At 41.9% G+C, this 25,368-nt stretch carries 25 protein-coding genes; 19 read left to right on the top strand and 6 right to left on the bottom strand.

Annotated elements, in window-relative coordinates; genetic code table 11:
* Positions 1 to 13 precede the first annotated feature (13 nt).
* Complete coding sequence (locus ACQKEV_RS15900; RefSeq protein ID WP_427447526.1) at positions 14 to 1,045, bottom strand: serine hydrolase domain-containing protein; 1,032 nt, start codon at positions 1,043 to 1,045, stop codon at positions 14 to 16.
* A 324-nt stretch (positions 1,046 to 1,369) separates the two neighbouring features.
* The gene (locus ACQKEV_RS15895; protein WP_427447525.1) at positions 1,370 to 1,606 is read right to left on the bottom strand and encodes a hypothetical protein; all 237 of its coding nucleotides are present in this window, start codon (positions 1,604 to 1,606) and stop codon (positions 1,370 to 1,372) included.
* A gap of 281 nt (positions 1,607 to 1,887) precedes the next feature.
* On the opposite strand from ACQKEV_RS15895, the gene ACQKEV_RS15890 reads away from it, so the two are divergent.
* The 4 genes from ACQKEV_RS15890 to ACQKEV_RS15875 all read left to right on the top strand — a co-directional run bounded on the left by ACQKEV_RS15890 (position 1,888) and on the right by ACQKEV_RS15875 (position 7,295).
* Entirely contained in the window at positions 1,888 to 2,598 is a 711-nt protein-coding gene (locus tag ACQKEV_RS15890) for a TIGR02206 family membrane protein (protein ID WP_427447524.1), read from the top strand.
* A 247-nt stretch (positions 2,599 to 2,845) separates the two neighbouring features.
* Positions 2,846 to 4,090, top strand: a complete 1,245-nt coding sequence (locus ACQKEV_RS15885) for a GGDEF domain-containing protein (RefSeq protein WP_427447522.1) — start codon at positions 2,846 to 2,848, stop codon at positions 4,088 to 4,090.
* Between the two features lie 157 nt (positions 4,091 to 4,247).
* Entirely contained in the window at positions 4,248 to 4,691 is a 444-nt protein-coding gene (locus ACQKEV_RS15880; RefSeq protein ID WP_427447520.1) for a MarR family winged helix-turn-helix transcriptional regulator, read from the top strand.
* 3 nt (positions 4,692 to 4,694) lie between these two features.
* Positions 4,695 to 7,295, top strand: coding sequence for an MMPL family transporter (locus tag ACQKEV_RS15875; RefSeq protein WP_427447518.1), 2,601 nt, complete (start codon positions 4,695 to 4,697; stop codon positions 7,293 to 7,295).
* Positions 7,296 to 7,353: 58 nt separating this feature from the next.
* Here ACQKEV_RS15875 and ACQKEV_RS15870 read toward each other — a convergent pair whose 3' ends face one another.
* Complete coding sequence (locus ACQKEV_RS15870) at positions 7,354 to 7,725, bottom strand: hypothetical protein (protein WP_427457964.1); 372 nt, start codon at positions 7,723 to 7,725, stop codon at positions 7,354 to 7,356.
* Positions 7,726 to 7,878: 153 nt separating this feature from the next.
* Between ACQKEV_RS15870 and ACQKEV_RS15865 the strand changes: the two genes are divergently transcribed.
* The 5 genes from ACQKEV_RS15865 to ACQKEV_RS15845 all read left to right on the top strand — a co-directional run bounded on the left by ACQKEV_RS15865 (position 7,879) and on the right by ACQKEV_RS15845 (position 10,880).
* Entirely contained in the window at positions 7,879 to 8,829 is a 951-nt protein-coding gene (locus tag ACQKEV_RS15865; RefSeq protein WP_427447515.1) for a hypothetical protein, read from the top strand.
* Positions 8,830 to 8,895: 66 nt separating this feature from the next.
* Positions 8,896 to 9,396, top strand: coding sequence for a DinB family protein (locus ACQKEV_RS15860; RefSeq protein WP_427447513.1), 501 nt, complete (start codon positions 8,896 to 8,898; stop codon positions 9,394 to 9,396).
* A gap of 153 nt (positions 9,397 to 9,549) precedes the next feature.
* A complete protein-coding gene (locus tag ACQKEV_RS15855; RefSeq protein ID WP_427447511.1) occupies positions 9,550 to 9,885 on the top strand; it encodes a L,D-transpeptidase in 336 nt (111 codons plus the stop codon).
* A gap of 126 nt (positions 9,886 to 10,011) precedes the next feature.
* Positions 10,012 to 10,191: a hypothetical protein gene (locus ACQKEV_RS15850; RefSeq protein ID WP_427447509.1), complete on the top strand. Its 180-nt coding sequence runs from the start codon at positions 10,012 to 10,014 to the stop codon at positions 10,189 to 10,191.
* 137 nt (positions 10,192 to 10,328) lie between these two features.
* Complete coding sequence (locus ACQKEV_RS15845) at positions 10,329 to 10,880, top strand: cupin domain-containing protein (RefSeq protein WP_427447508.1); 552 nt, start codon at positions 10,329 to 10,331, stop codon at positions 10,878 to 10,880.
* A gap of 109 nt (positions 10,881 to 10,989) precedes the next feature.
* Here ACQKEV_RS15845 and ACQKEV_RS15840 read toward each other — a convergent pair whose 3' ends face one another.
* Positions 10,990 to 12,036, bottom strand: coding sequence for a DUF4097 family beta strand repeat-containing protein (locus ACQKEV_RS15840; protein ID WP_427447506.1), 1,047 nt, complete (start codon positions 12,034 to 12,036; stop codon positions 10,990 to 10,992).
* Positions 12,011 to 12,352, bottom strand: coding sequence for a PadR family transcriptional regulator (locus tag ACQKEV_RS15835; protein ID WP_427447505.1), 342 nt, complete (start codon positions 12,350 to 12,352; stop codon positions 12,011 to 12,013). Before ACQKEV_RS15835 ends, ACQKEV_RS15840 begins: the two co-directional genes overlap by 26 nt.
* A gap of 246 nt (positions 12,353 to 12,598) precedes the next feature.
* Between ACQKEV_RS15835 and ACQKEV_RS15830 the strand changes: the two genes are divergently transcribed.
* The 10 genes from ACQKEV_RS15830 to radA all read left to right on the top strand — a co-directional run bounded on the left by ACQKEV_RS15830 (position 12,599) and on the right by radA (position 25,087).
* Positions 12,599 to 14,044, top strand: a complete 1,446-nt coding sequence (locus ACQKEV_RS15830) for a helix-turn-helix transcriptional regulator (protein WP_427447503.1) — start codon at positions 12,599 to 12,601, stop codon at positions 14,042 to 14,044.
* Positions 14,045 to 14,171: 127 nt separating this feature from the next.
* Positions 14,172 to 14,366 (top strand): DUF378 domain-containing protein, encoded by a 195-nt coding sequence (locus ACQKEV_RS15825; protein ID WP_427447501.1) that lies wholly within the window; start codon positions 14,172 to 14,174, stop codon positions 14,364 to 14,366.
* 192 nt (positions 14,367 to 14,558) lie between these two features.
* Entirely contained in the window at positions 14,559 to 16,232 is a 1,674-nt protein-coding gene (gene hutU / locus ACQKEV_RS15820; protein WP_427447500.1) for a urocanate hydratase, read from the top strand.
* Positions 16,229 to 17,482, top strand: coding sequence for an imidazolonepropionase (gene hutI / locus ACQKEV_RS15815; RefSeq protein WP_427447498.1), 1,254 nt, complete (start codon positions 16,229 to 16,231; stop codon positions 17,480 to 17,482). Before hutU ends, hutI begins: the two co-directional genes overlap by 4 nt.
* Positions 17,483 to 18,445 carry an agmatinase family protein gene (locus ACQKEV_RS15810; RefSeq protein WP_427447496.1) on the top strand — a complete coding sequence of 321 codons (963 nt, stop codon included), beginning with the start codon at positions 17,483 to 17,485 and terminating at the stop codon, positions 18,443 to 18,445.
* Positions 18,446 to 19,104: 659 nt separating this feature from the next.
* Positions 19,105 to 19,575: a CtsR family transcriptional regulator gene (locus ACQKEV_RS15805; RefSeq protein ID WP_269926721.1), complete on the top strand. Its 471-nt coding sequence runs from the start codon at positions 19,105 to 19,107 to the stop codon at positions 19,573 to 19,575.
* 12 nt (positions 19,576 to 19,587) lie between these two features.
* Positions 19,588 to 20,133 (top strand): UvrB/UvrC motif-containing protein, encoded by a 546-nt coding sequence (locus ACQKEV_RS15800; protein WP_427447495.1) that lies wholly within the window; start codon positions 19,588 to 19,590, stop codon positions 20,131 to 20,133.
* Entirely contained in the window at positions 20,123 to 21,223 is a 1,101-nt protein-coding gene (locus tag ACQKEV_RS15795) for a protein arginine kinase (RefSeq protein ID WP_427447493.1), read from the top strand. The genes ACQKEV_RS15800 and ACQKEV_RS15795 overlap by 11 nt, the downstream gene beginning before the upstream one ends.
* Positions 21,213 to 23,651, top strand: a complete 2,439-nt coding sequence (gene clpC / locus ACQKEV_RS15790; RefSeq protein WP_427447492.1) for an ATP-dependent protease ATP-binding subunit ClpC — start codon at positions 21,213 to 21,215, stop codon at positions 23,649 to 23,651. The genes ACQKEV_RS15795 and clpC overlap by 11 nt, the downstream gene beginning before the upstream one ends.
* 59 nt (positions 23,652 to 23,710) lie before the next feature.
* Positions 23,711 to 25,087 carry a DNA repair protein RadA gene (gene radA, locus ACQKEV_RS15785; RefSeq protein WP_427447490.1) on the top strand — a complete coding sequence of 459 codons (1,377 nt, stop codon included), beginning with the start codon at positions 23,711 to 23,713 and terminating at the stop codon, positions 25,085 to 25,087.
* A 35-nt stretch (positions 25,088 to 25,122) separates the two neighbouring features.
* Here radA and ACQKEV_RS15780 read toward each other — a convergent pair whose 3' ends face one another.
* Positions 25,123 to 25,266 (bottom strand): hypothetical protein, encoded by a 144-nt coding sequence (locus ACQKEV_RS15780; protein ID WP_427447489.1) that lies wholly within the window; start codon positions 25,264 to 25,266, stop codon positions 25,123 to 25,125.
* Between the last annotated feature and the right edge of the window lie 102 nt (positions 25,267 to 25,368).

Raw genomic sequence — 25,368 nt, 5'->3', positions numbered from 1 at the left:
GTTTAAATGTTGTTTAGCGATTAAGCACTTTTATCCATTCTTCTTCAATGGCGTTCATGATTTTATATGCACCAGAAGACTTATTAGAACAAACCACAACAATGCGGGAATCCTTGGGGTAGTATGCTGAGTGAAAACTTACGCCCGGGTCATAGCCCATGACATGGTACTTGACTACGTCTACATCCTCTTTATTAATCCAAATCCCATAACCATAGAAGCTGTTTTCCTTTGTTTGAACATGTGCCGTAAGCAAGCAATCGGTCATTTCCTTGCTCAGGATTTGATTGTTCGTAAGAGATTGCCAGAGTCGAGCCATATCAGTAATGGTGACATAGGCGCCGCCATCCGAGCCGCCTTTTGCCGGTAGGGAGTATATGTTGGTTTTCCACGTACCATCCTTGTGATCGATGTATCCTAATGCCGTTTTCTCAGGCAGGGAGTCAAAAGCAAAATAGCCTGATTCAATCATCCCAACTTTTTTGAAAATATGTTCTTCCACGTAGTCAGTAAAGGAAAGTCCACTTGCCTGTTCCACAATCAACCCTAGCAAAATATAGCCGGAATTGTTGTAACGGAAAATCTTCCCCGGTGAATTTTTCATCGGTTCGTTTTGGAAGAGAGGAAGGAAATCCTGCAAGTTCCTGATATGGTACATTGGCGTTTTAATCCACAATTCCTCAAAATCATCCATCACTTCTTCGTCAAAATAATCAGGTACGCCTGAAGTATGGGTAAGCAAGTGGTGGACCGTGACGTTGTCATCAAACTGAGGAAACTTTACATCCAGGCAGTCTGTCAATTTTGCCTCGAAGGAAAGTTTTCTTTCTTCTACTAATTGGCAGATGGCAATTGCCGTGAAAAGTTTGCATCCGGAAGCAATTCCATACCTTGTTCCAGACTGGTTGTTTATTTTTTCTGCCCGATTGGCATATCCAAAGCTGCAATCTATAAGAACTTTCTCGCTTTCTAGTACCAGAACTGAACCAGAAAAATCATTTTCGTTATGCATGGAGGTAATTCGCTCCGTCATCGTGTTTTTCATGTGAAATCCTCCGTTCCTTTTTCTAAAACTTTTAACTTAACTTTTTCATGTTACTTCCTGTCCTCCACCCCTTAAACGCAAGAAAGCAGGCAAATAAAAAGAAAAGAGAACCACCGATCCATAGTTGCATTGTTTCAGAGAGGATAGTGTTTAGGGAGAATGAAAAATCCAAGTAGTTTGCTACAACTTTTCCAATGAAGCCGATGATGTAGAGGGAAATGCAAAATACAAGCAATTCCTTTAGAAATGACTGTATATGAAATTCATTTTTCTCCCATCGAGTCAAGGCAATTACCAACGCAATTACTAATATCATCGTCCAGTTCATAGCGTTTCCCCGTGCTTCCGATGTTTGTAAAACACGATTAATCCTGCTAGCAACGCTATGATTCCAGGCAGTAAAAACTTACGTTCATAAGCCATCATAATTATTAACTCCCAATAATTTGCCGGTCCTGAATTCTCGGAATTACTATAGGGATAGTCAAATAAGAATGGAATTAAGCTGAAGGTCAGTGCCACTGTTGCGAAAGCCAATAATATGATCGCGAGCTTTTTCATTTGATGTTCCTCTCCACTAGTGTTGCTCTTGTTTTCTCTTCATCAAAACAGCAGCAATCCATTTCAATGTATTCAAATACGAGTTCTTCCTGAAACATCATTTGCATTCAAATCCCCCGAATTCTTTGTTAGGATCTACGAAAAAAGTACTCATATAATATTCGCCAATTACCCAGTCTCTTCCTTTTTCTATCTGAAAAACAAACTCAAAAACGAGGAAATTCACAAGTTAGAAACGAATATGTATGTATATTGGTGAAAGATAGAAATGGGGAAGTGCGATGTTGAAACAAGAAGGACAAACATTCGTTATGTTTTCCACCGCCCATGTAGTCGCTATAGTGGGGATGGTGCTGTTAATTGTGTTGTTAGTTGTTTTTAAAAATAAATGGACGGTTCAACCTCAAAAAATGCAACGATACGAACGACTTTTTGCTGTGTCATTGATGGGGATGGATACCGCGTATTATATATGGCTTTTTCAATCAGAAAGGTGGAGCTGGAGCAACTCATTACCTCTGGAATTGTGTAGCATCAGTTTATTGTTGACCATTGTTCTATTGTGGACGGGGAATAAGCATGTCTATGATTTTGTTTTCTATGCAGGTATTGGAGGAGCACTTCAAGCCATCGCTACACCAGTCTTGGATTTAAGCTTTCCTCATTTCAGATACTTCCACTTTTTCTACACGCACTTAGGGATTGTTCTCGTGGCTTTATATTTCACGTGGGTGAAGGGGTACCGTCCTACTTTTAGCGGAATTCTCAAAACGATGCTCGCATTAAACGTATTACTGCCAATCGTGTTTTTGTTAAATCTCTTATTTGATGGGAACTATATGTTCTTGCGGTCGAAACCCGTTAACGGTAGCTTGCTAGATTTCCTGGGGCCATATCCATGGTACATTGTATCCCTTGAAGTGGTAGCTTTCTTCATATTCGTATGTTTATGGTTGGTATTTAGAGAAAAGCGTTCAGGAATAACCTACTGAAGTGTATAAAGGGAGTCAGTGTTTTTTATGGTTTTTTATTTGTGAGCTTTCGTCTATATTTGCAAGAATGCACGACTTAAAATAGTTTGAAACACGAGAGAAAAAATTTTTTTCAATGAAGATAGCGCTTGAATACGCAATTGGTGGGTATCAGAAAATAAAGTGAAGAAAAAGTATTCGGAATTTACATTCAATTGTCAAATCGTGTGCTATAATTTTGATATTCATAAGTAAGAAGGTGCACGGAATGTGGAAGTACAAAATTTTTGACGTCTCATTATTTATTGCTAGTTTAATAGTTGGTTTATCGTTTGCACCGCTCGAGGTAGATCTAACTAAATTTTTAATTGTGATTTCCATTTATCTCATCTTTTCTGCGATTTACTCTAATATAAAAATACAACAAGGAAATGGCGCCGGTAGTTTCGACTACGGAATTTCCTATAGTCAGTCCTTTGCGTTATTTGCGGGACCATTCGGCCTGTTCATTTTTGAATTCATACATCGGTTTAACGTCTATTTTCAAAGAAAATATACAAAAACGGCAGATGCCGATGAATTTACCGATACACTTTACAACATCGGTTCGTTCGTTTTGTACAATACGGTTGGATTTATCCTTTTTTTCTCGCTTTATCCATACGCGCAACTGATTCCATTCGGTTACTTCCTTCTGTTTTTTTTAGTCGCGTTACTTAATCGCTGGCAAGGTCAGTGTCTTATGGCATTCGCTTTTTATTTAAATGGAAATATAACTTCATGGTCTGAAGTGAGGACGTTCCTTAAAAAAATAACTCTTTTTGATATCGGTAAACTGTCCATTACAAATGCGCTATTATATTATTTTGTGATGGAAAACCAGTGGGAAATGTTAATTGGATTATTCCTGTTAAATTACGTAGTGAGTAAATCCTTCGTTTCTAATCAGGAAAAGGTTCAAAACGAATTGGAACGCGATCGTTTCCGTGAAATGGCATACACAGACTTCATGACAGGCTTATCGAACCGGGCAATGATGGATAAGCAAATGGACGAAATTAATGGGACAGATGAAGTACTTGGAATTGTGGTAGCGGACATTGATAAGTTCAAGCAAATCAATGATAACTACAACCATGCAGTCGGGGACCGCGTAATTCAACATTTTGCTGAAGTTTTGAAAGCTCATACAAAGAAAGAAGATTGTGTGTTCCGTAGTGGCGGAGAAGAATTCACGATTTTCTTGAGAGGTAGGAGTTATGTAGAATGTCTGGATTTCCTTAAGTCGGTAAGCACGTATGTAAATACTCATCCAGCAGAGGTAGAGTTTGATGGAAGTGATACATCCATCGTATATAGTGCGTCATTTGGTCTGTATTTCAATAAAATGACAGAAGAATTACCGATGGAACGAGCATATATTTATGCTGATCAACTGTTACTGGAAGCAAAAGAGCAAGGTCGCAATAGACACGTTGTTAAAAACGGTGAACGATCACCAGCTTATGCATAATTTTCTTCTCCTCGATGTTGTTGTCGGGGAGATTTTTTTATTTATCTGTAGATCAAACTTAAGACATAAATACCACACCAGTTTGTCAAAAGCCTATAATTGACATTGCATAGTTTACCCCCTAAACTACTATTATTGTTTTAGGGGGTAAACTATTATGGATGAAAGAATAAGAGAAGCGGTATCGCTCTTTGAAGAAGTACTGATATATGGCACTGAACGTGTGATACGAAGCGTGGATGATCCCATATGGAAAGAATATTCACCCGAACAAATTCAAGTGTTGAAACTGATTTACAAAGAAAGAGAAATTACATCTGGTCGCCTCGCAGTTTTGCAAGGCGTTCACAAAAGCGCTATTTCCAATCGCTTAAAAAAATTGATGGAAAAAGAGTTGATAGACACAAAACCTTCAGGCGATAAACGAGAAAAGATTCTTGTGCTCACTTCTTTAGGAGAAGATGTTGTCAATGAATCAGATCGAGTATTACATGAATACATTGGGAAATTGATGTCCAATCAAGTGGATGATGAGGAAATTGACCAATTTTTAGTGACGTTCCGCAAGTTAAGAGAAATCTTGAAAATGAATGGAGTCTGACGAATGAAAACAATCTTGAAATGGAAATGGCCGATAACAATTGGCTTGCTTGCCATTACGATTCTTTTATTTATCCTTGCCCCGAATTTAACGAAACAAGCGGAAGAAGCGGGCTCGTTCCAATTGTCTGAAAATGCCTCCTCACAACAAGCTGCGAGAATGCTTGCGGACGCAGGAGAAAGTGACCAAACGATTTCCGTCGTTGTGCAACTAGAGAAAACTCTGACTGATGAAGACCGTGAGCAATTAGTCAATATGTGGAAGGAAATCGCAGCACTTTCAGAAACGGTGACCAGTGTATTAAATCCCGTTGAAAGTGAAGAGCTTGAGAGTCAACTCGTTTCAGAAGATAAAAAAACAGTGCTCATTCCCATTACGGTGAATGGTTCCGATGAAGAAGTTAATGAAGTTGCACAAGAAATTCGTGATTCCATCATTCCATCAGACATGACAGCTTACGTGACAGGTGAAGCCATTATCAACAATGATGTGAATAAGAGTGCACAAGAAGGCTTAAAGCGTACAGAAATTATTACGGTTGTGCTGATTTTTGGATTGTTACTTGCCGTTTTCCGCTCCATTGTCACACCATTCATTCCTTTAGTGGCAGTGGGGATTACTTATTTATTAAGCCAATCACTTGTGGCGTTTTTCATAGATTGGTTTGGCTTCCCGGTTTCGAACTACACCCAGATTTTCTTAGTGGCGATCTTGTTCGGGATTGGAACGGACTACTGTATTTTATTGTTGAGCCGCTACAAAGAAGAGTTATCTGCAGGTCATGCGGTTGAAAAAGCGATTGTAAATACCTACAAAACGGCTGGCCGTACATTACTAATTAGTGGGCTGGCCGTATTTATCGGATTCTTCGCTATCGGTTTTGCCGATTTCCCGATTTTTAAATCGGCCGTAGCTGTAGCTGTGGGAATTGCCGTATTATTGCTCGTGCTATTTACGATTGTGCCTGTGTTTATGTTGGTTTTAAAAGAAAAACTGTTCTGGCCTTCTAAAAAATCGGCAGCACATCACGATAGCAAACTATGGGTATGGATGAGCAAGCTTTCCGTCAATCGCCCCGTTCTTTCAATGCTGGTGGTCGCGATTATGACAGTTCCATTGTTGCTGACATACGATAATTCATTGTCATTTAACACGGTGGATGAAATCGGCAGTGATTACGAATCGGTTCAAGGATTACGTGCGATTGAAGATGGCTTTGGAAAAGGGGATTCATTGCCTGTTCAAGTAATTATTGAATCGGATGAAAAGCTGGCAAACGAAGAAATGATCCCGTATGTGGAAAGATTAAGCCAACGCTTTGAGCAAATCGAAGGCGTGGAGAAGATTCGTACGGTTACCCGTCCGACAGGAGAAATGATCGAAGACTTATATGTTGACCGTCAACTGGGCTTAATGGCTGATGGATTAACTAAAGCGCGCGAAGGACTTACTGAAATAGGAGCGGGTCTGGAGCAAATTCAAAACGGCTTGGCTGGTGCTGGTAATAGTGGTGGACTTGGAGAAATCGCGTCAGGTCTTGGTCAGCTAAACGATCAATTGGCACTGACAGCACAAGGGTTACAAAGGACCGGCAATGTACAACAAACAGTCGGTGCTTTAAATGCGATTAGTGGCCAACTCGGACAGATTCAGCAAGGACTAGCCGGAGCAGGTGGCAGTGGTGAAGGTCTATCTCAGTTAACGGAAGGACTTGCAGCGTCCAATAAAGGTCTTACACAAATTGCCGATGGGCTTACGGAAGTCAGCGATATGATGACGAATATGAGTGAAAGTGACAGTGTCCGTCAGACCGGACTTTATATTCCTGCAGGGACACTTGAGAATGAAGATTTTTCTCAAGTATTGGACCGTTATACATTTGCCGATGGGCGCGGGATTAAAATGGAAGTTGTCCTTTCCGATGACCCATATTCTCCTCAAGCCATCGAAACGGTGCAACGCTTGAAAAACGCAGTGGCATCTGAAGTTAAAGGAACACCTTTTGCAGATGCAAATATTGCATTCGGTGGTATATCAAGCGTAAATAGTGATTTGGCTGATATCTCTTCCAGCGATTTTTCAAGTACGGTAATGATTATGTTAATCAGTTTGTTTGTCGTCTTAACGATATTATTCCGTTCCATGATTATGCCATTGTTCATGATTGGTTCGTTGTTATTAACGTACTTTACGTCCATTGCCATTGCCGAACTGATCTTCGAGAATCTACTTGGATATGACGGAATCAGCTGGGCAGTGCCATTCTTCGGATTCGTCATGTTGGTTGCTCTAGGTGTCGACTATTCCATTTTCCTACTCGACCGATTCCGTGAAGAAGCAGAAGGCGGGTTGTCCGTTCGCGAAGCAATGCGTATTTCCATGGCCAAAATGGGTACGGTCATTATCACGGCAGCTATTATCTTAGCCGGGACATTTGGTGCCATGATACCTTCAGGTGTTCTAAGTTTGATGCAAATCGCGTCAATCGTGGTCATCGGATTATTGCTTTACGGCTTAATTGTCTTGCCATTACTCATACCGGCTATTACCGTATCGTTTAATCGCGGCGTGTGGTGGCCATTCGGGATTAAAAAGAGTAAATAACAAAACGGAAAGCCCTTCGAAAAACCAGTCGAAGGGCTTTTTTTCCTATAGTTCAAGATTAAAATCCAAGAGGCAATTGAAAGAGCAGAAAGTTGCCAGTCCATTGTTCACTCTCTATAAATACTTTTTCATTGTTCTTTTCAAACAAATAGCTCGAGCCATACTGTTCAACAAAATTCCAGCCATTCTTTTTCATTCGTTGCTTAAGAGAGTTAACTGCAACATCGAGGGAATCATCCGTTACCAACCAAACGTAGCCGTCTTGCTGAGTTACTTTGGAAAGCGGTAATTCCGATGATGTGGCAAGTCTCGCTACTTCTTGCTTAGTTTTATTAGTAAATGGAAGTTCTGGGTAATGAAATTTCGTTGACAATGCAGCGTTCACCGCAATAAGGCATAGAATAACTACTGGAATTATCCACTTTTTCATCTCAAACCCGCCCCATCCATTCCAAATTTCATAGTTAATCATTAGACTCTTTCACAAACTTAAAAGTTCCAACATTTCACTAAATTCCCAAAAAACAAACGAATTGAAACCTCATCTCTTGAATTTCGTATAAAACGTAAGGGAGTGATGGCAATGTGGTCGACTTTACAGCAACGACAATCGGTATTACAGCTATTAATGAATGAACAAGAACGCCTGCAAAAGAAGCTGGCTTCTCTTCAAACAGATGTTTTGGAGCATACGCATAAACGAAATGAGTTCGAAAAAAAGCTGACAAAAGAACAGCGGGACGTAGCAAAATTAGATGAGTTTTCATTTTCCAATATGATGAGAAAGTGGAAAGGGACACAAGAAGATGTACGTGATCAGGAAATGGCTGAAGCCGCTTCGGTAGAACTGAAATGGAACGAAGCTGTAAAAATGGTTCGTGACTTGGAAGTTGAAACAGATACGATAAGAAAAGAACTGGCAGATATACGTTTCCGGGACCTCCATGCGAATTGGCAACGGTTGATGAAAGAAAAAGAGTTGTGGTTAAAAGTAAATTCACCTAAAGACAAGGCGCTGATGGAAGAACTTTACGAGCGCAAAACGGTTGTCCAAACCATGCTTTGGGAAATCGAAGAAGCACGGGAGGCAGGCAGTAAAGCAAATGTTTTACTGTCTTATGCAATCAGCCAGCTCCAATCCGCACGCAATTACTCCACTTGGGATACGTTTTTGGGCGGCGGTATGATTGTGACTGCGATGAAGCACGGTGCAATTGACGATTCGGAAGACACGATTCATAAAGCACAAATGGCGCTCCATCGATTCAGAACGGAAGTCAAAGATGTGCAGGCACTCGAAGCCAATACTTTTATCGTAGAACGCGGTGAATTTATCAAAATGGCAGACTACTTTTTTGATGATATTTTCAGTGAGTGGACCATTCATTCACGCATTTCCAAGTCTCAGGCTAACTTGCAAAACACCGTAAAAGAAGTCGTGAAAGTCATGCATTCCTTAGCAGGTAAAAAGAATGTATTAGATGCGGAGCTTTCCGAAATTGAAGCAAAAAGAAAGCAATTAATCGAAGCGTGAGGAAGGGATTTTGCCAATTTTCACGAAAGATACTTAAGAGAGTAAATAATCTTAAGGAGGCAACTCATGTACCATACACTGGATGAATTCTTAAATGAATGGACATACGAAAGTGACTCTACCCAACAAATAATGGACTTGTTAAACGATGATTCCCTAGGAGCTAGAGTCAAAGAAGGGGAAAGGTCTTTAGGTTATCTGGCTTGGCATACCATTGTCTCTGTACACGAAATGATGTCACGTGTTGGATTGGTATTTGAAGCACCGCATCATGATGCGCCAATGCCGGAATCCGCAGCGGAAGTTGCTGCTGGGTACAGACAGGCAAATATGGCTTTCAAGGAAGCCATTCGTTCACAATGGACGGATGCCAATCTTTCTGAAAAACACGACATGTATGGTGAAATATGGACAAATGCTACTACATTAAACGTTCTCGTAAAACACCAAATCCACCACCGCGGTCAAATGACCATGTTAATGCGATTGGCTGGATTGCCGATGAAAGGGATTTATGGACCATCGCGTGAAGAGTGGGTGTCCTATGGTGTTGAGGTTCCAAAATAAGGAGATAAAAAAGTAACTTCGATAATGGAGTTGCTTTTTTGTTAGAAAATGAACGATTGCTGCATAGATTTTAGCTACTATCTAACCGAAATAAGGTCATATCCACCAGCCATTCCATATACCTAAAGTAAGTCAGTTTTAGGAGTTGGGATTATGGTGGTTTGGATTGATGTCAGTGTGAGTAAACGACAGCTAAAACTTTACGATGCCAGTATATTATTGAAGACATATCCGATCGCAGTGGGGAAAGTGTTAACACCTACACCAAAAGGAAATTATATTGTGGTGAACAAAGAATACGACCCGGGTGGCCCGTATGGGGTGTTGTGGATGGGTTTATCTAAACCGCATTATGGCATACATGGAACAAATAATCCCTCATCTATTGGCAAAGAAGTTTCGCATGGATGTATTAGGATGTATAACGAAGACGTGACGGAGCTTTCCACATTCGTGCCAATCGGAACAAATGTCTATATACACGCTTGATGCAAAGTAAAAAAGTCAATTAGATAACAAACAACAAAGCAGTTTGATCAGCTTCTTATTTAAACTGCTTCTTTGTGTTGTTTTGAAAGGGCTTATTTACAACGTAATTCGCAAAGGGGGAGAAATATGAAAAAGGTTAAAGAATTATATTTCGTTTGGCTTTTAATATTATTTGTTGAGATCATATGGCTTTATATTGTAGAGGATAATGCAAATACAGCGGGTGACCTTTTATTTGTGATAACCGTAATTGCAGTTACCCTGACAGTGGGGGCAGTTGGTCTCAAGGTATTCTCGGATGATTAGGATGGTGCCCTTTTTGTGAGGTTATTGTACTGAAGGTACAGGGTAGTTCAATATGATAATAAATAAAGGATGATTTAAGAAGTTTATAAATAGTTGAAGAATGTCAGCCTTTACAATAATCAAGGGGGATAGGCTTGGTGGCCATAAAGGGAGATGTAATTGAAAATCCAGTTACGGGAGAAAAAATCGTGTTTCTCCAAACAGCACAAGATACCAATGGCGAACTTTTAGAGTTTGACTTATTTGTTAAGCCAGGGGGATTCGTTGCGGCAGAACATATTCACCCAAAACAAGATGAAGAATTTGAGGTCATATCAGGTAAACTAGCATTATTTATCAAAGGTGAAAAAACGATTGGTGAAAAAGGGTTTAAAACAACGGTGAAGGCAGGAACACCTCATATTTGGGTAAATGATGGTGAGGATGAATTACATTGTCGCTTACTATTCCGTCCAGCCCTTCAGTGGGAGCAAATGTTTGAAACGATGTTTGGTCTAGCGAGGGATGGAAAGTCAGATAAAAAGGGTTTACCGAATCTTCTTCAACTATCTGTTATGTCTCAACAATTTAAGAATCACGCATGGCTTGCAAAACCACCTATACCAGTACAAAGATGTATGTTTTTTGCACTAAACCCGATAGGTAAATTAATTGGTTATAAAGCTACATATCCAAAATACACAAAATAAGAAGCTGATACATAAAAAACTCAGAGCGTATAAACTCTGAGTTTTTTGATGTTATTTGCTTACTTTTATTTGGACTACTACTAAAAGGAAAACGTCATCTTATTAAAATTTAAACAGGAACGCTTACTTCTTTCTTATAGACAGTTATTTTTCCGTTATCCGTTGAAAGTTGAACCGTATTTGTTCCGCTTCCGAAAGTAGTACGGGAATTCTTTTCACCGAATACATCAATTTTCCCATGGTCAACCGTTGCACGAATGGTTACGTCGGTTGGATTATGTTCGGTTACGACCGATATACTGCCATTGTCGGTTTCTAAATCAATCATACGATCAAGAGAGGTTGTGAAAAGTGAAATGCGACCGTTATCCGTTTTACCGGTAATTTTCCCATTCACGTAATCCATCTCGATTCGTCCGTTGTCTGTTTCAGTGTGTACTTGATCAGCATCGATATGACGCAATTCGATACGCCCATTGTCCGTCTTGGCCGAGAGGGAATTGGTTTGTACTTTTTCGATTGTAATCCGGCCATTGTCTGTTTCTACATCCAGGTTGGTTGCTGCCAATGCTTTTAGTTTAATGCTTCCATTGTCTGAAGTTGCCGCCATCGTTTTTCCAAGAAGTTTTTCCGCAACTAGGCTGCCGTTATCCGTTTTCATCAAAATGCTCGAATACATTTTAGCAGGAAGCGCAACATTTACTTGCACACCTTTGCCAATGAAAAGGAAGCTTAGGAATCTGAATTTCGCTTCTCTTAATTTAATCTTCAGCGTATCTCCTTTAACTTCTGCGGTTAATTCAAGTTTTTCATTTCCATTGACCAGTTCAACGATTGTATCTTCTGTTTCGGATGGGTACACATTCAGCGCACCGAAATGGATGTTCATGTCCACTTTAGTGAATGTAGTATCCGTAATTTTTATCTTTTTCGTAGCTGTAGTTGGCTCTGTCTTCTCAGGAACATAATTGGCAAGAAGTTCTTCGGCAATTTGTTTTGGAGAGCCAAGGGATGCGGCGATTTCGCTATCGGATTTCCCGTCTTCACGACCATCCTTAAAATACTCTTTAATATCCTGGAAAATATCATTTCTTTCTTCGGAAGGAAGTTTAGTTAAAGCCATTTCAAGTTCATTTAGAAATTGTTGTTCCGTCATCTTTCACACTCTCCTCAATTAAAGTATTAACTCCGTTTGTGAAGCTTTTCCATTCATTTAATTGTTCCTGTAAATACGACCTTCCTAAATCGGTCAGCTTATAATATTTACGCGAAGGACCTTCCGTGGACTCTTGTAAATATGTCGTGAAATAACCTTCCTTAGTCAAACGTCTTAATAATGGATAGACAGATCCCTCGGAAATCGAGATTTGATCTGAGATTTTTTGTACAAGTTCGTATCCGTATCGATCTTTTTGATCTAATAACACAAGTACGCAAAGATTAAGAACTCCTTTTTTGAATTGAATATTCATCTTTAACCCCTCCTTCCACTACTAATTAATAAACAGTACTATTTGGAACAATATATCACACGGTATTATTCTATGCAAGGTACTAAAAAATAATCATTAATTTTTGAAATGAGTGCTCGATTACTTACCAAATCTTTAAAAGTTCTTGCTTATGATGAACGCAGACATGACAATAAACGTATATTCTTACCTAAAACTAAACTGTTTACTGAGCTTTTACAGAGCTGGTGAAAGAGGGGTTTTCTTATGCATGTATATGTTCTGACGAAGGACTCACTTGAAGCACAAGGCCTGAAGTGGATGATTACATCTCAGCTTCGGGACGTTTTTGTGGAGTCTGGGGATTCGATTAGTAAATTACAAAAAGATATGCATTCAAAGGAATTTGATTTTTATGTAATTGATATGGATTTATGGTCAGTACCGGAAGAAATTCTATTGCCATCAGGCGCAAGGTGGCTAGGGTTATCCTCGGATCGGACATTTCAGACAACATACCGCGCACTCCAGCATAAAGCGGAGGATTTATTATTCCGTCCTTTCCAGCCTGAACATTTAATCAAACATATCCAGCAAGCGCGTTTTCGTTTGCGCAATGAAAAGAAAAAGACACCTCAATTGGATTCAGTTCAGAATTCGCAAGTTACATATGAAGATTTATTGTTGGCTGAAACTTACCCAAGTACACCTTTACTTTTGACTGCAATTGTACCTGCGAATCGAGCGCAGGGAACCCAATTGGTTCAAGCTTTGGAAGAGTTCGCATTTCCTTCGCACGTGGAACTATTCCCATTTACCGATTTCGTTCTCGTTATTCACCGATTGACTGAACAAGAAAGTCTGCAGGAGGCTTATCTGGCATTTTACGCTTCATGGAAACGCCAATCTCATACTTTATTGTCTATTTACCTATACGAATCACATGGCGACGTAGATATTCGTTCGCTGTATCAAAAAATGCGTCGCTTCCAAGAACGGATTTTTTATGATGGATACGATATTTTGTCCATGGAGACAGAAGATTTAACGTGGCGCGAGATGGATCCTTTTTTATCTCCGATTGAGCAGCGCATGTGGATTGAAATGTTAGGCAAACAGGATATTAAGGCGATTCGACAGTGGTTGGAACAAGACTTCCTCACCATTGAGGCACCTTATCCGGATCCTGAAATGGTTCGAATTCGTTTGACCAGCGTTCTGGCACAAATCAGAAGATATATGTCGGCCAATTCAATACAAAATGGACCGCTTGAAAAAAATTACCATCAACTGTTTCAAGACATCGTCCGCGAGCCAGTGATGTACCACATCATACAAAACTTCGGTAGCTTCACAGCGGATTTAATGAAAGAAACGAGTCTTGGAGAATCAGGGACTTCTAATTTTTCCGATAAAGTCAGAACCATGATGGAATCAAATTATTGGGACTCGAATTGGAATTTGGCAGCTTGTGCAGATGTATTGCAAATGAATAAAAGCACGTTAAGTAGAAGGTTTTCCAAAAGCACTGGCAAGAAATTCAGGGACACACTGCAGGAGATTCGAATTGGAGAAGCAAAACGTTTATTAAAAGAAACAAACGCTTCTTTAGAGGAAGTATCGCGTTTGGCCGGCTTTACACATCAATCTTATTTCAATGCGAAATTCAGAGCTTCAACTGGACAAACGCCGTCCCAATTTCGATTAAATTAGGGCAGAAGAATCGATTTTTAAAATAAATAAAATTAGTAGCACATTCATTTATTCTATAATGTTTACGCTCGTTATATAATGGTTATACAAAAGGTGTACATTATAAAACGAAAGGAGTTGGACAGAAGTGAAAAACTTAAACGTTATCGCACTTTTACTTGTTATTATCGGGGGGTTAAACTGGTTGCTTTTCGGTTTATTCCAATGGGATCTAGTCGGCGGAATCTTCGGCGGTATGGATACTGCCATCGCTCGAGTTGTTTATGTACTTGTCGGAATTGCTGCTCTATACTGTTTAACATTATTCAAAAAAGTTTCTTAACAAACTCCAAAATTAATCCGAAAAGGCCGATATCTCAATCGGTCTTTTTTGTTTGTTCTTAAGTCAATAAATTATAAAAACCTATAAAAATTAGAGAATCAAGTCAACAAAACGTAAAAATCAATCTAAATTATAATAAATTATCAGAACTTTCACGATACAATAAAGATATTAATAAGGGGGCGAATGAAAATGAAAGCGAATACATCAGATAGAGTGATTCAATATAGAGGAACAGAATTAAACACAAAAGGATGGCAACAAGAAGCGGCACTTCGTATGTTAAGCAATAATTTACATCCGGACGTGGCAGAACATCCAGAAGATTTAGTGGTATACGGAGGAATCGGTAAAGCTGCGCGTAACTGGGAAAGCTTCGACGCGATTGTGCGTTCATTAAAAGAGTTGGAAAATGACGAAACGTTGCTTGTTCAATCCGGAAAACCGGTGGCGATTTTCAAAACACATACAGATGCACCACGTGTGTTGATTGCCAATTCAAATATTGTACCAGCGTATGCGAACTGGGAAACGTTCCACGAGCTCGATAAAAAAGGCTTGATGATGTACGGCCAAATGACGGCAGGTAGCTGGATTTATATTGGTTCGCAAGGAATTGTACAAGGGACGTACGAAACTTTTGCTGAACTGGCGAAACAACATTTCGGAGAATCATTGAAAGGTACTATTACATTGACAGCAGGGCTTGGAGGAATGGGCGGAGCTCAACCTTTAGCGGTAACAATGGCTGGTGGTGTATGTATCGGGATTGAAGTGGACGAAACGCGCATCGATCGACGTATTGAAACGCGCTATACAGATGTGAAAACAGATTCATTAGATGAAGCGATACGTTTGGCTGAAGAAGCAAAAGCGAAAGGGAAAGCTTTATCAATTGGATTGCTTGGCAATGCAGCAGACGTCCTTCCGGAAATGATCGCTCGTGGCTTCATTCCAGATGTGTTAACGGATCAAACTTCTGCGCATGACCCATTAAACGGCTACATTCCATCAAAAATGTCTTTGGAAGAAGCAGCGAAGCTTCGTTCGGAAAATCCGACCGAGTACGTCAAACTTTCAAAAGCATCCATGGCCAAGCATGTTTCTGCAATGGTCGAGATGATGGATAAAGGCGCCATTACATTCGATTACGGCAACAACATCCGTCAAGTCGCAAAAGATGAAGGCTTTGAACGCGCATTTGATTTCCCAGGATTCGTTCCGGCATACATTCGACCACAGTTCTGTGAAGGAAAAGGACCATTCCGTTGGGTAGCACTGTCAGGTGACCCGGAAGATATTCGTAAAACAGACGAAGTTATTTTGCGCGAGTTCAGCTACAACAAACATTTATGTAACTGGATTAAAATGGCGCAGGAGAAAATCCAATTCCAAGGACTTCCTTCACGTATTTGTTGGTTAGGTTATGGCGAACGTGCGCGTTTCGGGAAAATCATTAACGATATGGTGGCAAGCGGCGAATTAAGTGCACCAATCGTTATCGGCCGTGACCATTTGGACTCAGGATCAGTAGCTTCACCGAATCGTGAAACAGAAGCGATGAAAGATGGTTCGGACGTTGTAGCGGATTGGCCAATATTGAACGCAATGGTCAATGCAGTAGGTGGTGCAACATGGGTATCCGTTCATCATGGCGGTGGCGTTGGCATGGGTTACTCCATTCATGCAGGGATGGTCATTTTAGCGGACGGTACGAAAGAAGCGGAAGTTCGTTTGGAACGTGTATTAACGACAGATCCTGGAATGGGCATCGTCCGTCATGTAGATGCGGGATATGATTTGGCGATTGAAACAGCGCGCGAAAAAGGTGTTAACATTCCGATGCTAAAGGGGTCTGAAAAATGAGACCAGTTTGGATAAAAAATGCGGCACAACTTGTAACGGTAGCCGGTGAAAATGCTCCCCGTGTTCGGGAAGGAATGTCTGACCTCGGGTTAATTGAAGATGGCAGTGTGTGGATGGAAAACGGTAAAGTAGTCACGGTCGGCACGACGTCCGAGCTCGAAGCATTGTATGGATCACGTGCACATGAAGCGGATATCATCGATGCGACCGGCCGTTTGGTAACACCTGGTTTAGTCGACCCTCATACGCACGTGGCCTATGGCGGAAGTCGTGAACGTGAATTCGAAATGCGTCTTGAAGGTGCCACATATATGGAAATCATGAATGCTGGTGGTGGTATTCATGCAACGACTCGTATGACGCGCGACGCTTCCGAAGAGGAGCTGGTGGCGCAGACAACGCGCCGCCTGGACTCGTTTCTAGCCCATGGCGTCACAACTGTGGAAGGCAAAAGTGGCTACGGGCTCGACTTGGAAACAGAATTGAAACAACTTCGTGTAATGAAACGGTTGAACGACCAGCATCCAATTGATTTAGTTCCCACTTTTATGGGTGGTCATGCGGTTCCTCAGGAATATAAGGGCCGCGAAGACGAGTATATTAATGTTTTGATAAATGAAATGATTCCGAAAGTGGCGGAAGAAAAACTGGCTGTCTTTAACGATGTTTTTTGTGAAGTGGGGGTATTCACTCCTGAGCAGTCTGAACGTATTTTGAAAGCGGGCAAAGAACTCGGCTTGATTCCGAAAATTCATGCCGATGAAATTGAGTCGTATGGTGGAGCGGAATTAGCTGCAAAAGTCGGAGCAATTTCAGCGGAACATCTATTGAAAGCCTCTACTGAAGGTGTGCGTTTAATGGCGGAAGCAGGGGTCATTGCCTGTCTGTTGCCAGCGACAGCATTGTATTTACGTGAAGAAGCGGCGAAAGGTCGAGCGATGATTGATGCGGGTGTTGCAGTAGCAATCTCGACAGACTGTAACCCGGGGTCTTCACCTACAACCTCCATGCCGCTAGTCATGAATTTGGCTTGCATCTCCATGCGCTTAACACCGGCAGAAGCTTTAGTTGCGGCAACGATGAACGCAGCATGTGCCATTGGCATGCAAGAGAAAGTCGGTTCATTGGAAGCAGGAAAACAAGCAGATGTCGTGATGTGGAATGTGTCCAACTACCAGGAGTTACAGTATCTTTTCGGTGTGAACCACGTTGGCTCAGTGTGGAAAAAAGGCATACAGGTGGTGGGTTAAATGAAATACTTACAACCACCTGAATGGTCATGGCGCGATACTTCTGGAGACTTCGTTCATCAGTGGGTAAAACCGCTATATGAACAGTCTCCAGACATGGTGGTCTATGGAGCACCAATTTCCCGATCATCCATTAGTGTTTCTGGAGCTTCTTTATATCCACTCGAATTTCGTAAATTATGGAAAGGGTTCTCAACTTATAACTTGGACGAGGACTTAGATTTGTCAGGATACACCGTTCGTGATGCGGGAGATGTCCTAATGCATACAACGGATATTTTGTTGTCGCATGAACGCATTGAAGAAACAACGACTGAATTAGTCAGCGTGTTTAATCAGTCCACAACGTGCTTAATAGGCGGCGATCATTCCGTTACTGCATGTGCGGTTAGAGGTCTTAAGAAAGCCTACCCGGACGAGCGAATCGGCATCTTACAACTGGATACCCATTTGGACGTACGCGATCCAGCTGATTTGGGACCTGCAAACGGTACGCCCATTCGTCAACTAATTGACGGTGAAATTGTCCGCGGGGAAGATGTTGTCAACATTGGCCTGCACGGGTACTTCAATGCAGCTCCGTTGGTGGAGTATGCGAAGAAACACGGCATTCGTATGATTACTTTGCGAAAAGCACGTGAGCTAGGGGTGGCTCAGTGCGTCGAAGAACAGTTAAAGGAATTAGTAAAAAGAGTAGACCGCGTATATGTAACTGTCGATATGGATGTTTTGGATATTGCGGTTGCACCAGGTGTGCCCGCTTCCACACCAGGAGGCATGACAGCGGAGGAGTTGTTCCAAAGTTTAGTGAGAATCGGTCAACACGATGCGGTCAGACATATTGATTTTGTCTGTCTAGATCCATCACGCGACGTAGCGACAAGCGCAACGGTCAAAACAGGCGTGTATGCGTGGTTGGAATTTATCACGGGGAGAGTTTTATTAAAAAATTCCATATTATAAAAAGAAGTGCCATCCTTTCATGAAAAAGGATGGCATTTTTTTATGTACTTTCATTTAGTAACAGTAGCGCAGCGGAAACAGAGCCAATTAGGTTGGTTGGTTCTACAAGTTAACTAGGGCGTGAGACTCTATGAGCGATAAATTTTTCATAAACTCAAAAGATAGCAAATACCTGTTTCGCCAAGTCTACTCGTTATGAGATATCACTTCTTTCAAATAGGAGCGTAGCGAAAAAAGAGCCAATTAATTTCTAAACCCGAATGGGAGCCATTCCGCTAATTCGCTCCAGGCTCTTTTCTGCAAGCGATGCGTGCTACATAGTTTCTACAAGTTAAAGTGGTTGTGCGATGTATTTGAGCGATAAATGTCCTATCTGAGAGATAAATTCTAAACACTCCAATTTGAACGATATATTTTTCACAATCTATTAAGGTCACCTAAAAGCGTCTCACTAAACAAGTACGCTACATCTAATATAAAAATGAATTCTAAGCCCCCAAAAAACAATCGAAAGCATATGAATTGCACACTTCCTACCTCCCCTTATATAATAAAGTCAAAGTTAGTCAAAGTCAGGTGAGTCTGAGTAAATTGCGCTCACAAAATATCACAATTAACCTTGACTCGCACTCAGATTTAATTGATCGGGAGGTGATTGAATGCGGAATATATCGGATATTATTGAAGGGTATTTAAAGAAAGTTATCGAATTAGATGATAAAGGGCATGTTGAGATAAAGCGCAGTGAGATTGCTGAGCAATTTCAGTGTGTGCCTTCACAAATTAATTATGTAATTAATACGCGCTTCACCGCCGACCGTGGTTACCTTGTTGAAAGTAAGCGGGGTGGGGGTGGTTATATTCGGATAGTCCGGGTACGCGCTCATACGAAGGCCGATTTAATTGAAGCGATACTAGTGAGTTTGGAGCGTGGAGCTTCTCAAACGATGACTGAAGATATTATCTTTCGTTTAATCGATGAGAATGTCGTGACGAAGCGTGAAGCAAAAATGATGCTCGCGGCACTCGATCGCACAACCCTCAATACCCCATTGCCGCATCGAGACGAATTGCGTTCGCGCATATTGCAAGCGATGCTCATGACATTTAAGTATGAACAGTTAAAGTGAGGCGAGTGCGAGATGATTTGTGAGAATTGTAAACAGCGACCGGCAAAAGTTACCGTGACGCAAGTACAAAATGGAGACCAGGTGCAACGTCATTATTGTGAAGTTTGCGCAAAAAATTTTCATCCGTTTCATTTGGATTTTCAACAAGATCCACTTTCGCTACATCAGTTATTATCCAACTGGTTTGGTGTTCCAGAAACCAAACAAATGCAGCAAAAACCGCAACCGGAGTCAAAAACATGCAGTTCGTGTGGTTGGACATTCCGTCAGTTTCTAAACAAAGGGAAGTTCGGCTGTGCACATTGTTATGAAAGTTTTCATAAACAATTACCTGATGTTTTCAAGAAATTACACAACGGAAATGTTAAGCATGTGGGGAAAGCGCCAGGTACGTTTGGTCAGACTCTGCAATTAAAAAAACAAATAGAAGCCATTCGCACGTCCATGCGCACGGCGATTGAAATTGAGAATTTTGAAGAGGCGGCAAGACTGCGTGATGAAGCTCGCTTGTTAGAAGAACAGCTGCAAAGCGGAGGTGAAAACCGCGATGTCCATTGAACGTTTTCTAAATAATTCCGTGACAAGTTGGATGGCTGGTGAAGGACAGCATGCTGATATCGTGATGAGTACACGAATCAGGCTTGCAAGAAATTTAACAGGCTACAGATTTCCACTTTCTTTTACGGAAAATGAAGCGCTACAAGTAGATTCAGCGGTTTCCGCAGTATTACTTGACGCAGAAGCGGAACTTGAGTCGACCTTTTCGTATATAGATATAAAAGAGCTATCTGCGCTCAATCGGCAAGTTTTGGTTGAAAAGCATTTGATCAGTCCGAAACTGGCTCATTCGGAAGTAGCTGGGTCCGTTTTATTATCAGATGATGAAGCGGTCAGCGTGATGGTCAATGAAGAAGATCATATTCGCATACAATGTATTTTCCCGGGAATGCAGTTGAACGAAGCATGGCGTCAGGCAAACCATATCGATGACGTCCTTGAAAAAGAACTGCCTTATGCATTTGATGAACAGTTTGGCTATTTAACGAGTTGTCCAACGAATACGGGCACTGGCCTGCGGGCATCGGTGATGATGCATTTACCGGCACTTACGATGACGAAGCAAATGGATCGCATTGTGACAGCCATTACACGTCTCGGGATGGTCGTTCGCGGCATCTACGGGGAAGGCAGTGAAGCACTCGGCAATGTGTATCAAGTATCGAACCAAACGACTCTTGGGAAATCAGAAGAAGATATCTTAACTGATTTGCAAAGCATCACGGAACAAATTATTCGAAAAGAACGTGAAGCAAGAGCGGCTCTCTTACATACGAGACCGAATGTATTGGAAGATCGTCTGTACCGTTCACTTGGAGTTTTAACGTACGCCCGACTTTTATCAACAGAAGAAGCGGGACGCTGTCTATCAGACGTCCGTCTTGGCATCGATCTCGGATTGATTAAAGGTGTCGATGTTTCGATTTTGAATGAATGCATGGTTTTCATGCAACCAGGTTTTTTACAGAAGTATGCAGGCACGTCCCTGCAACCCGAGGAACGCGATGTGTTTCGCGCAAAGTTGTTTAGGGAACGGTTGCAAGTAGACAATAATTTAGACAATGAAGGAGAGGAACCTCATGATGTTTAACCGATTTACACAACGCGCTCAAAAAGTACTCCAATTAGCTCAAGAAGAAGCCATTCGTATGAAGCACGAGTCAATTGGAACTGAACATATATTATTGGGATTAATTCGTGAAGGCGGCGGCATTGCTGCGAAAGCGATGGAAGCAATCGAAGTCAGCCCTCAAATGATTGAAGAAGGCATTGAAGAGTTGGTGGGAATGGGAACTGGTGACGTAGGTCCGATCGTTCATTACACACCACGTGCGAAGAAAGTCATTGAATTGTCAGTGGATGAATCGCGTAAACTGGGTCATTCTTACATCGGCACAGAACATTTATTGCTAGCGCTTATTCGTGAAGGCGAAGGAGTAGCGGCACGTGTTCTTAATAATTCAGGTGTCAGCTTGAATAAAGCGCGTCAACAAGTGTTGCAATTGCTTGGAAGCAACGATCATGTTCAAGCAAACAGTGGAACGAACCCTGCTGCAAGCACACCGACGCTTGATAGTTTGGCTCGTGATTTAACACAGATTGCCCGTGAAGGAAGCTTGGATCCAGTCATAGGACGTAGCAAAGAAATCACGCGTGTCATCGAAGTGTTATCACGTCGTACGAAAAACAACCCAGTTCTTATTGGGGAGCCAGGTGTTGGTAAAACAGCGATTGCTGAAGGTTTGGCTCAACAAATCGTTCAAAACGAAGTGCCGGAAATTCTGCGTGACAAACGCGTCATGACCTTGGATATGGGTACAGTTGTTGCGGGTACAAAATACCGTGGTGAGTTTGAAGATCGCCTGAAAAAAGTGATGGACGAAATTCGCCAAGCAGGTAACGTCATTCTATTTATCGATGAGCTACACACATTAATTGGTGCTGGTGGCGCTGAAGGCGCAATCGATGCATCCAATATCTTGAAACCATCACTTGCTCGTGGTGAACTACAATGTATTGGTGCAACAACGCTTGATGAATACCGTAAATATATTGAAAAAGATGCTGCATTGGAACGTCGTTTCCAACCGATTCAAGTGGATGAACCTTCAGTTGAAGAGTCCATTCTAATCATTAAAGGACTTCGTGACCGTTATGAAGCTCATCACCGTGTGAAAATTACGGATGAAGCGATTACGGCAGCAGCTAAAATGTCAGACCGTTACATTTCGGACCGTTTCTTACCGGACAAAGCGATTGATTTAATTGATGAAGCGGGTTCAAAGGTCCGTTTACGTTCATATACAACACCGCCGAATTTAAAAGAACTGGAATCTCGTCTAGAGGCAATCCGTTCAGAGAAAAACGCGGCTGTTCAAAGCCAGGAGTTCGAAAAAGCGGCATCATTCCGTGATACGGAACAGAAGCTGAAAGAAGAACTCGAAAGCACGAAGAAGTCTTGGAAAGAAGAGCAAGGCAAAGCGGAATCTGAAGTAACTGTTGAAGATATTGCGGCAGTTGTGTCCATGTGGACGGGAATTCCGGTTTCTAAACTCGCTCAAACCGAGTCTGAGAAATTACTGAAACTAGAAGATACATTGCACCAACGTGTCATAGGTCAAGCGGAAGCTGTTACTGCGATTTCCCGTGCAGTACGTCGAGCGCGTGCTGGATTGAAAGATCCAAAACGTCCAATTGGCTCATTCATTTTCTTGGGACCAACAGGTGTCGGTAAAACGGAACTTGCCCGCGCACTTGCTGAAAGTATGTTTGGTGACGAAGATGCCATGATTCGCGTCGATATGTCTGAGTACATGGAGAAACATTCGACTTCACGTCTTGTCGGGTCACCTCCTGGTTACGTAGGATTTGAAGATGGTGGTCAATTAACGGAAAAAGTTCGTCGCAAACCGTATTCTGTCATTCTTTTAGACGAAATCGAGAAAGCACATCCAGATGTTTTCAATATCTTGCTACAAGTATTAGAAGACGGTCGTTTAACGGATTCGAAAGGACGCACGGTCGACTTCCGCAATACGGTAGTCATCATGACATCAAACGTCGGCGCAGAAGCGTTGAAGAAAAACAAATATGTCGGCTTCAACTTGCAAGACGGCGAACAGAAATACAAGGATATGAAAGGCAAAATGCTTGAAGAGCTGAAAAAAGCCTTCCGTCCGGAGTTCTTAAACCGTGTCGATGAAATGATTGTGTTCCATTCATTAGAAAAAGAACACTTAAAAGAAATCGTTACTTTAATGACGGCTCAATTAACGAAACGCTTGAAAGAGCAAGAAATTGAGTTGGAATTAACGGAAGCGGCTCAAGAAAAAATTTCAAAAGAAGGCTACGACCCAGAGTACGGCGCACGTCCGCTCCGTCGTGCACTTCAAAAACACGTGGAAGATCGCTTGTCTGAAGAACTATTAAAAGGTACAGTCTTGACTGGCCACAATATTGTGTTCGATGTAGAAAACGATGAATTTATCGTCCGCACAAAAGAAGCAGTAACTGAATAAAACAATTGGAGCATTCCGGCGAGGCTGTTCGGAATGCTCTTTTTTACATAGGAGGCACTATGGCTAAACGTAAAACGAAATTTATGTGTAACTCGTGTGGCTATGAATCTGCTAAATGGATGGGACGTTGTCCAGGTTGCGGTGAATGGAACACGATGGTGGAAGAAGTGGAAGTGGTCGTAAAAGGTCCGCGCCGCACATTCCAGCATTCTGAAAAAATTGCTCAAAAAGCGACACCGATCACAGCGGTTGAAACGGTTGATGAACCACGCGTAGATACGGATCTTTCAGAGTTGAACCGTGTTCTCGGGGGCGGGATTGTGCCAGGTTCGCTGATTTTGATTGGTGGAGACCCAGGTATCGGAAAGTCCACCCTGTTGCTGCAAGTTTCTTCATTGCTTGCAAACAAAGGGCAACGCGTGTTGTATATGTCAGGTGAAGAATCAATCAGACAGACGAAACTTCGTGCGGAGCGCCTTGGAGTGGCATCCTCAGAGCTTTATATTTATTCAGAAACCAACTTGGAGCTGGTCAATGAAGCAATTGACCAAGTCGAACCAAAGTTTGTCGTCATCGATTCGATTCAAACGGTTCACCATCCGGAAGTTACGTCTGCCCCAGGTAGCGTTTCACAAGTGCGTGAGTGTACAGCGGAACTGATGCGAATTGCCAAAACGAAAAATATTGCGATTTTCCTGGTAGGGCACGTCACGAAGGAAGGTCAGATTGCAGGACCACGATTGCTAGAACATATGGTGGACACGGTTCTTTACTTCGAAGGGGAACGTCACCATACGTATCGTATTTTGCGCTCACAAAAAAACCGTTTCGGCTCAACTAATGAGATTGCTATTTTTGAAATGCTACAAGGTGGGTTAAAAGAGGTGTCGAATCCATCTGAGTTGTTCTTGCAGGAACGTTCACAAGGAGCGGCTGGTTCAACTGTTGTGGCTTCGATGGAAGGTACACGCCCAATCTTGGTTGAAATTCAGGCGTTGATTACGCCGACGAGTTTTAACTATCCGAAACGGATGGCAAGCGGGATTGATCAAAACCGGATTTCTCTCTTGATGGCGGTTTTAGAGAAGCGGGTCGGAATGTTGCTGCAAACGCAAGATGCCTACATTAAAGTGGCAGGTGGTGTGAAGTTGGACGAGCCTGCGATCGATTTGGCTGTGCTGACGACCATTGTGTCCAGTTTCCGCGATGTCGCTGCGAGTGCTCATGACTGCTTTATTGGAGAAGTGGGGTTAACAGGTGAAGTGCGTCGAGTGTCTCGTGTAGAACAACGGGTGCAGGAAGCAGCGAAGCTTGGATTCAAACGTGCAATCATTCCAGCGTCAAACCTTGGTGGCTGGGATTATCCAAAAGGCATACAAGTAGTCGGTGTTGAAACGGTAAATCAAGCATTGAAAGAAGCTTTCCCGAACGCTTAGGCGTTTCTGGGAAGCTTTTTGTTTGTTGGGAAAAATTAGTTGAAACCGATTAAATTGCATTTCATGCGGATTAAAAAGCTCGCAATGCCGATTAAATGAACGTTCATGCCGATTAAAACTCGTTTCATGCCGATTAAATCACCAGTGATGCCGATTAAAGTGTTGCCACCAACCACCATTCACCTCGATTAACTCCCCGGCTAACTAAGCAAATCCACCATCATCTGTTTGTCGAAAGAAACTTTACACATCCCTTCTTCGTCTAGTAGGTGTTTCCATGT

Source organism: Paenisporosarcina sp. NPDC076907, from assembly GCF_050269735.1.
In the GTDB taxonomy this organism is placed as follows: Bacteria; Bacillota; Bacilli; order Bacillales_A; family Planococcaceae; genus Paenisporosarcina.
The sequence above is the reverse complement of the archived record's forward strand: the minus strand, read 5'-3'. Positions and strand labels throughout refer to the sequence as shown.

Excerpts from the sequence above, each read along its gene's own strand:
- ACQKEV_RS15855 (WP_427447511.1), top strand. The coding sequence starts at position 9,550 with ATGGTGGTTTGGATTGATGTCAGTGTGAGTAAACGACAGCTAAAACTT.
- ACQKEV_RS15865 (WP_427447515.1), top strand. The coding sequence starts at position 7,879 with ATGTGGTCGACTTTACAGCAACGACAATCGGTATTACAGCTATTAATG.
- ACQKEV_RS15810 (WP_427447496.1), top strand. The coding sequence starts at position 17,483 with ATGAAATACTTACAACCACCTGAATGGTCATGGCGCGATACTTCTGGA.
- ACQKEV_RS15795 (WP_427447493.1), top strand. The coding sequence starts at position 20,123 with ATGTCCATTGAACGTTTTCTAAATAATTCCGTGACAAGTTGGATGGCT.
- ACQKEV_RS15780 (WP_427447489.1), bottom strand. The coding sequence starts at position 25,266 with ATGGTGGTTGGTGGCAACACTTTAATCGGCATCACTGGTGATTTAATC.
- ACQKEV_RS15835 (WP_427447505.1), bottom strand. The coding sequence starts at position 12,352 with ATGAATATTCAATTCAAAAAAGGAGTTCTTAATCTTTGCGTACTTGTG.
- ACQKEV_RS15870 (WP_427457964.1), bottom strand. The coding sequence starts at position 7,725 with ATGAAAAAGTGGATAATTCCAGTAGTTATTCTATGCCTTATTGCGGTG.
- ACQKEV_RS15800 (WP_427447495.1), top strand. The coding sequence starts at position 19,588 with ATGATTTGTGAGAATTGTAAACAGCGACCGGCAAAAGTTACCGTGACG.
- clpC (WP_427447492.1), top strand. The coding sequence starts at position 21,213 with ATGATGTTTAACCGATTTACACAACGCGCTCAAAAAGTACTCCAATTA.
- ACQKEV_RS15830 (WP_427447503.1), top strand. The coding sequence starts at position 12,599 with ATGCATGTATATGTTCTGACGAAGGACTCACTTGAAGCACAAGGCCTG.
- ACQKEV_RS15860 (WP_427447513.1), top strand. The coding sequence starts at position 8,896 with ATGTACCATACACTGGATGAATTCTTAAATGAATGGACATACGAAAGT.
- ACQKEV_RS15875 (WP_427447518.1), top strand. The coding sequence starts at position 4,695 with ATGAAAACAATCTTGAAATGGAAATGGCCGATAACAATTGGCTTGCTT.
- ACQKEV_RS15885 (WP_427447522.1), top strand. The coding sequence starts at position 2,846 with ATGTGGAAGTACAAAATTTTTGACGTCTCATTATTTATTGCTAGTTTA.
- ACQKEV_RS15840 (WP_427447506.1), bottom strand. The coding sequence starts at position 12,036 with ATGACGGAACAACAATTTCTAAATGAACTTGAAATGGCTTTAACTAAA.
- hutI (WP_427447498.1), top strand. The coding sequence starts at position 16,229 with ATGAGACCAGTTTGGATAAAAAATGCGGCACAACTTGTAACGGTAGCC.
- ACQKEV_RS15900 (WP_427447526.1), bottom strand. The coding sequence starts at position 1,045 with ATGAAAAACACGATGACGGAGCGAATTACCTCCATGCATAACGAAAAT.
- ACQKEV_RS15850 (WP_427447509.1), top strand. The coding sequence starts at position 10,012 with ATGAAAAAGGTTAAAGAATTATATTTCGTTTGGCTTTTAATATTATTT.
- radA (WP_427447490.1), top strand. The coding sequence starts at position 23,711 with ATGGCTAAACGTAAAACGAAATTTATGTGTAACTCGTGTGGCTATGAA.
- ACQKEV_RS15890 (WP_427447524.1), top strand. The coding sequence starts at position 1,888 with ATGTTGAAACAAGAAGGACAAACATTCGTTATGTTTTCCACCGCCCAT.
- ACQKEV_RS15805 (WP_269926721.1), top strand. The coding sequence starts at position 19,105 with ATGCGGAATATATCGGATATTATTGAAGGGTATTTAAAGAAAGTTATC.
- hutU (WP_427447500.1), top strand. The coding sequence starts at position 14,559 with ATGAAAGCGAATACATCAGATAGAGTGATTCAATATAGAGGAACAGAA.
- ACQKEV_RS15880 (WP_427447520.1), top strand. The coding sequence starts at position 4,248 with ATGGATGAAAGAATAAGAGAAGCGGTATCGCTCTTTGAAGAAGTACTG.
- ACQKEV_RS15895 (WP_427447525.1), bottom strand. The coding sequence starts at position 1,606 with ATGAAAAAGCTCGCGATCATATTATTGGCTTTCGCAACAGTGGCACTG.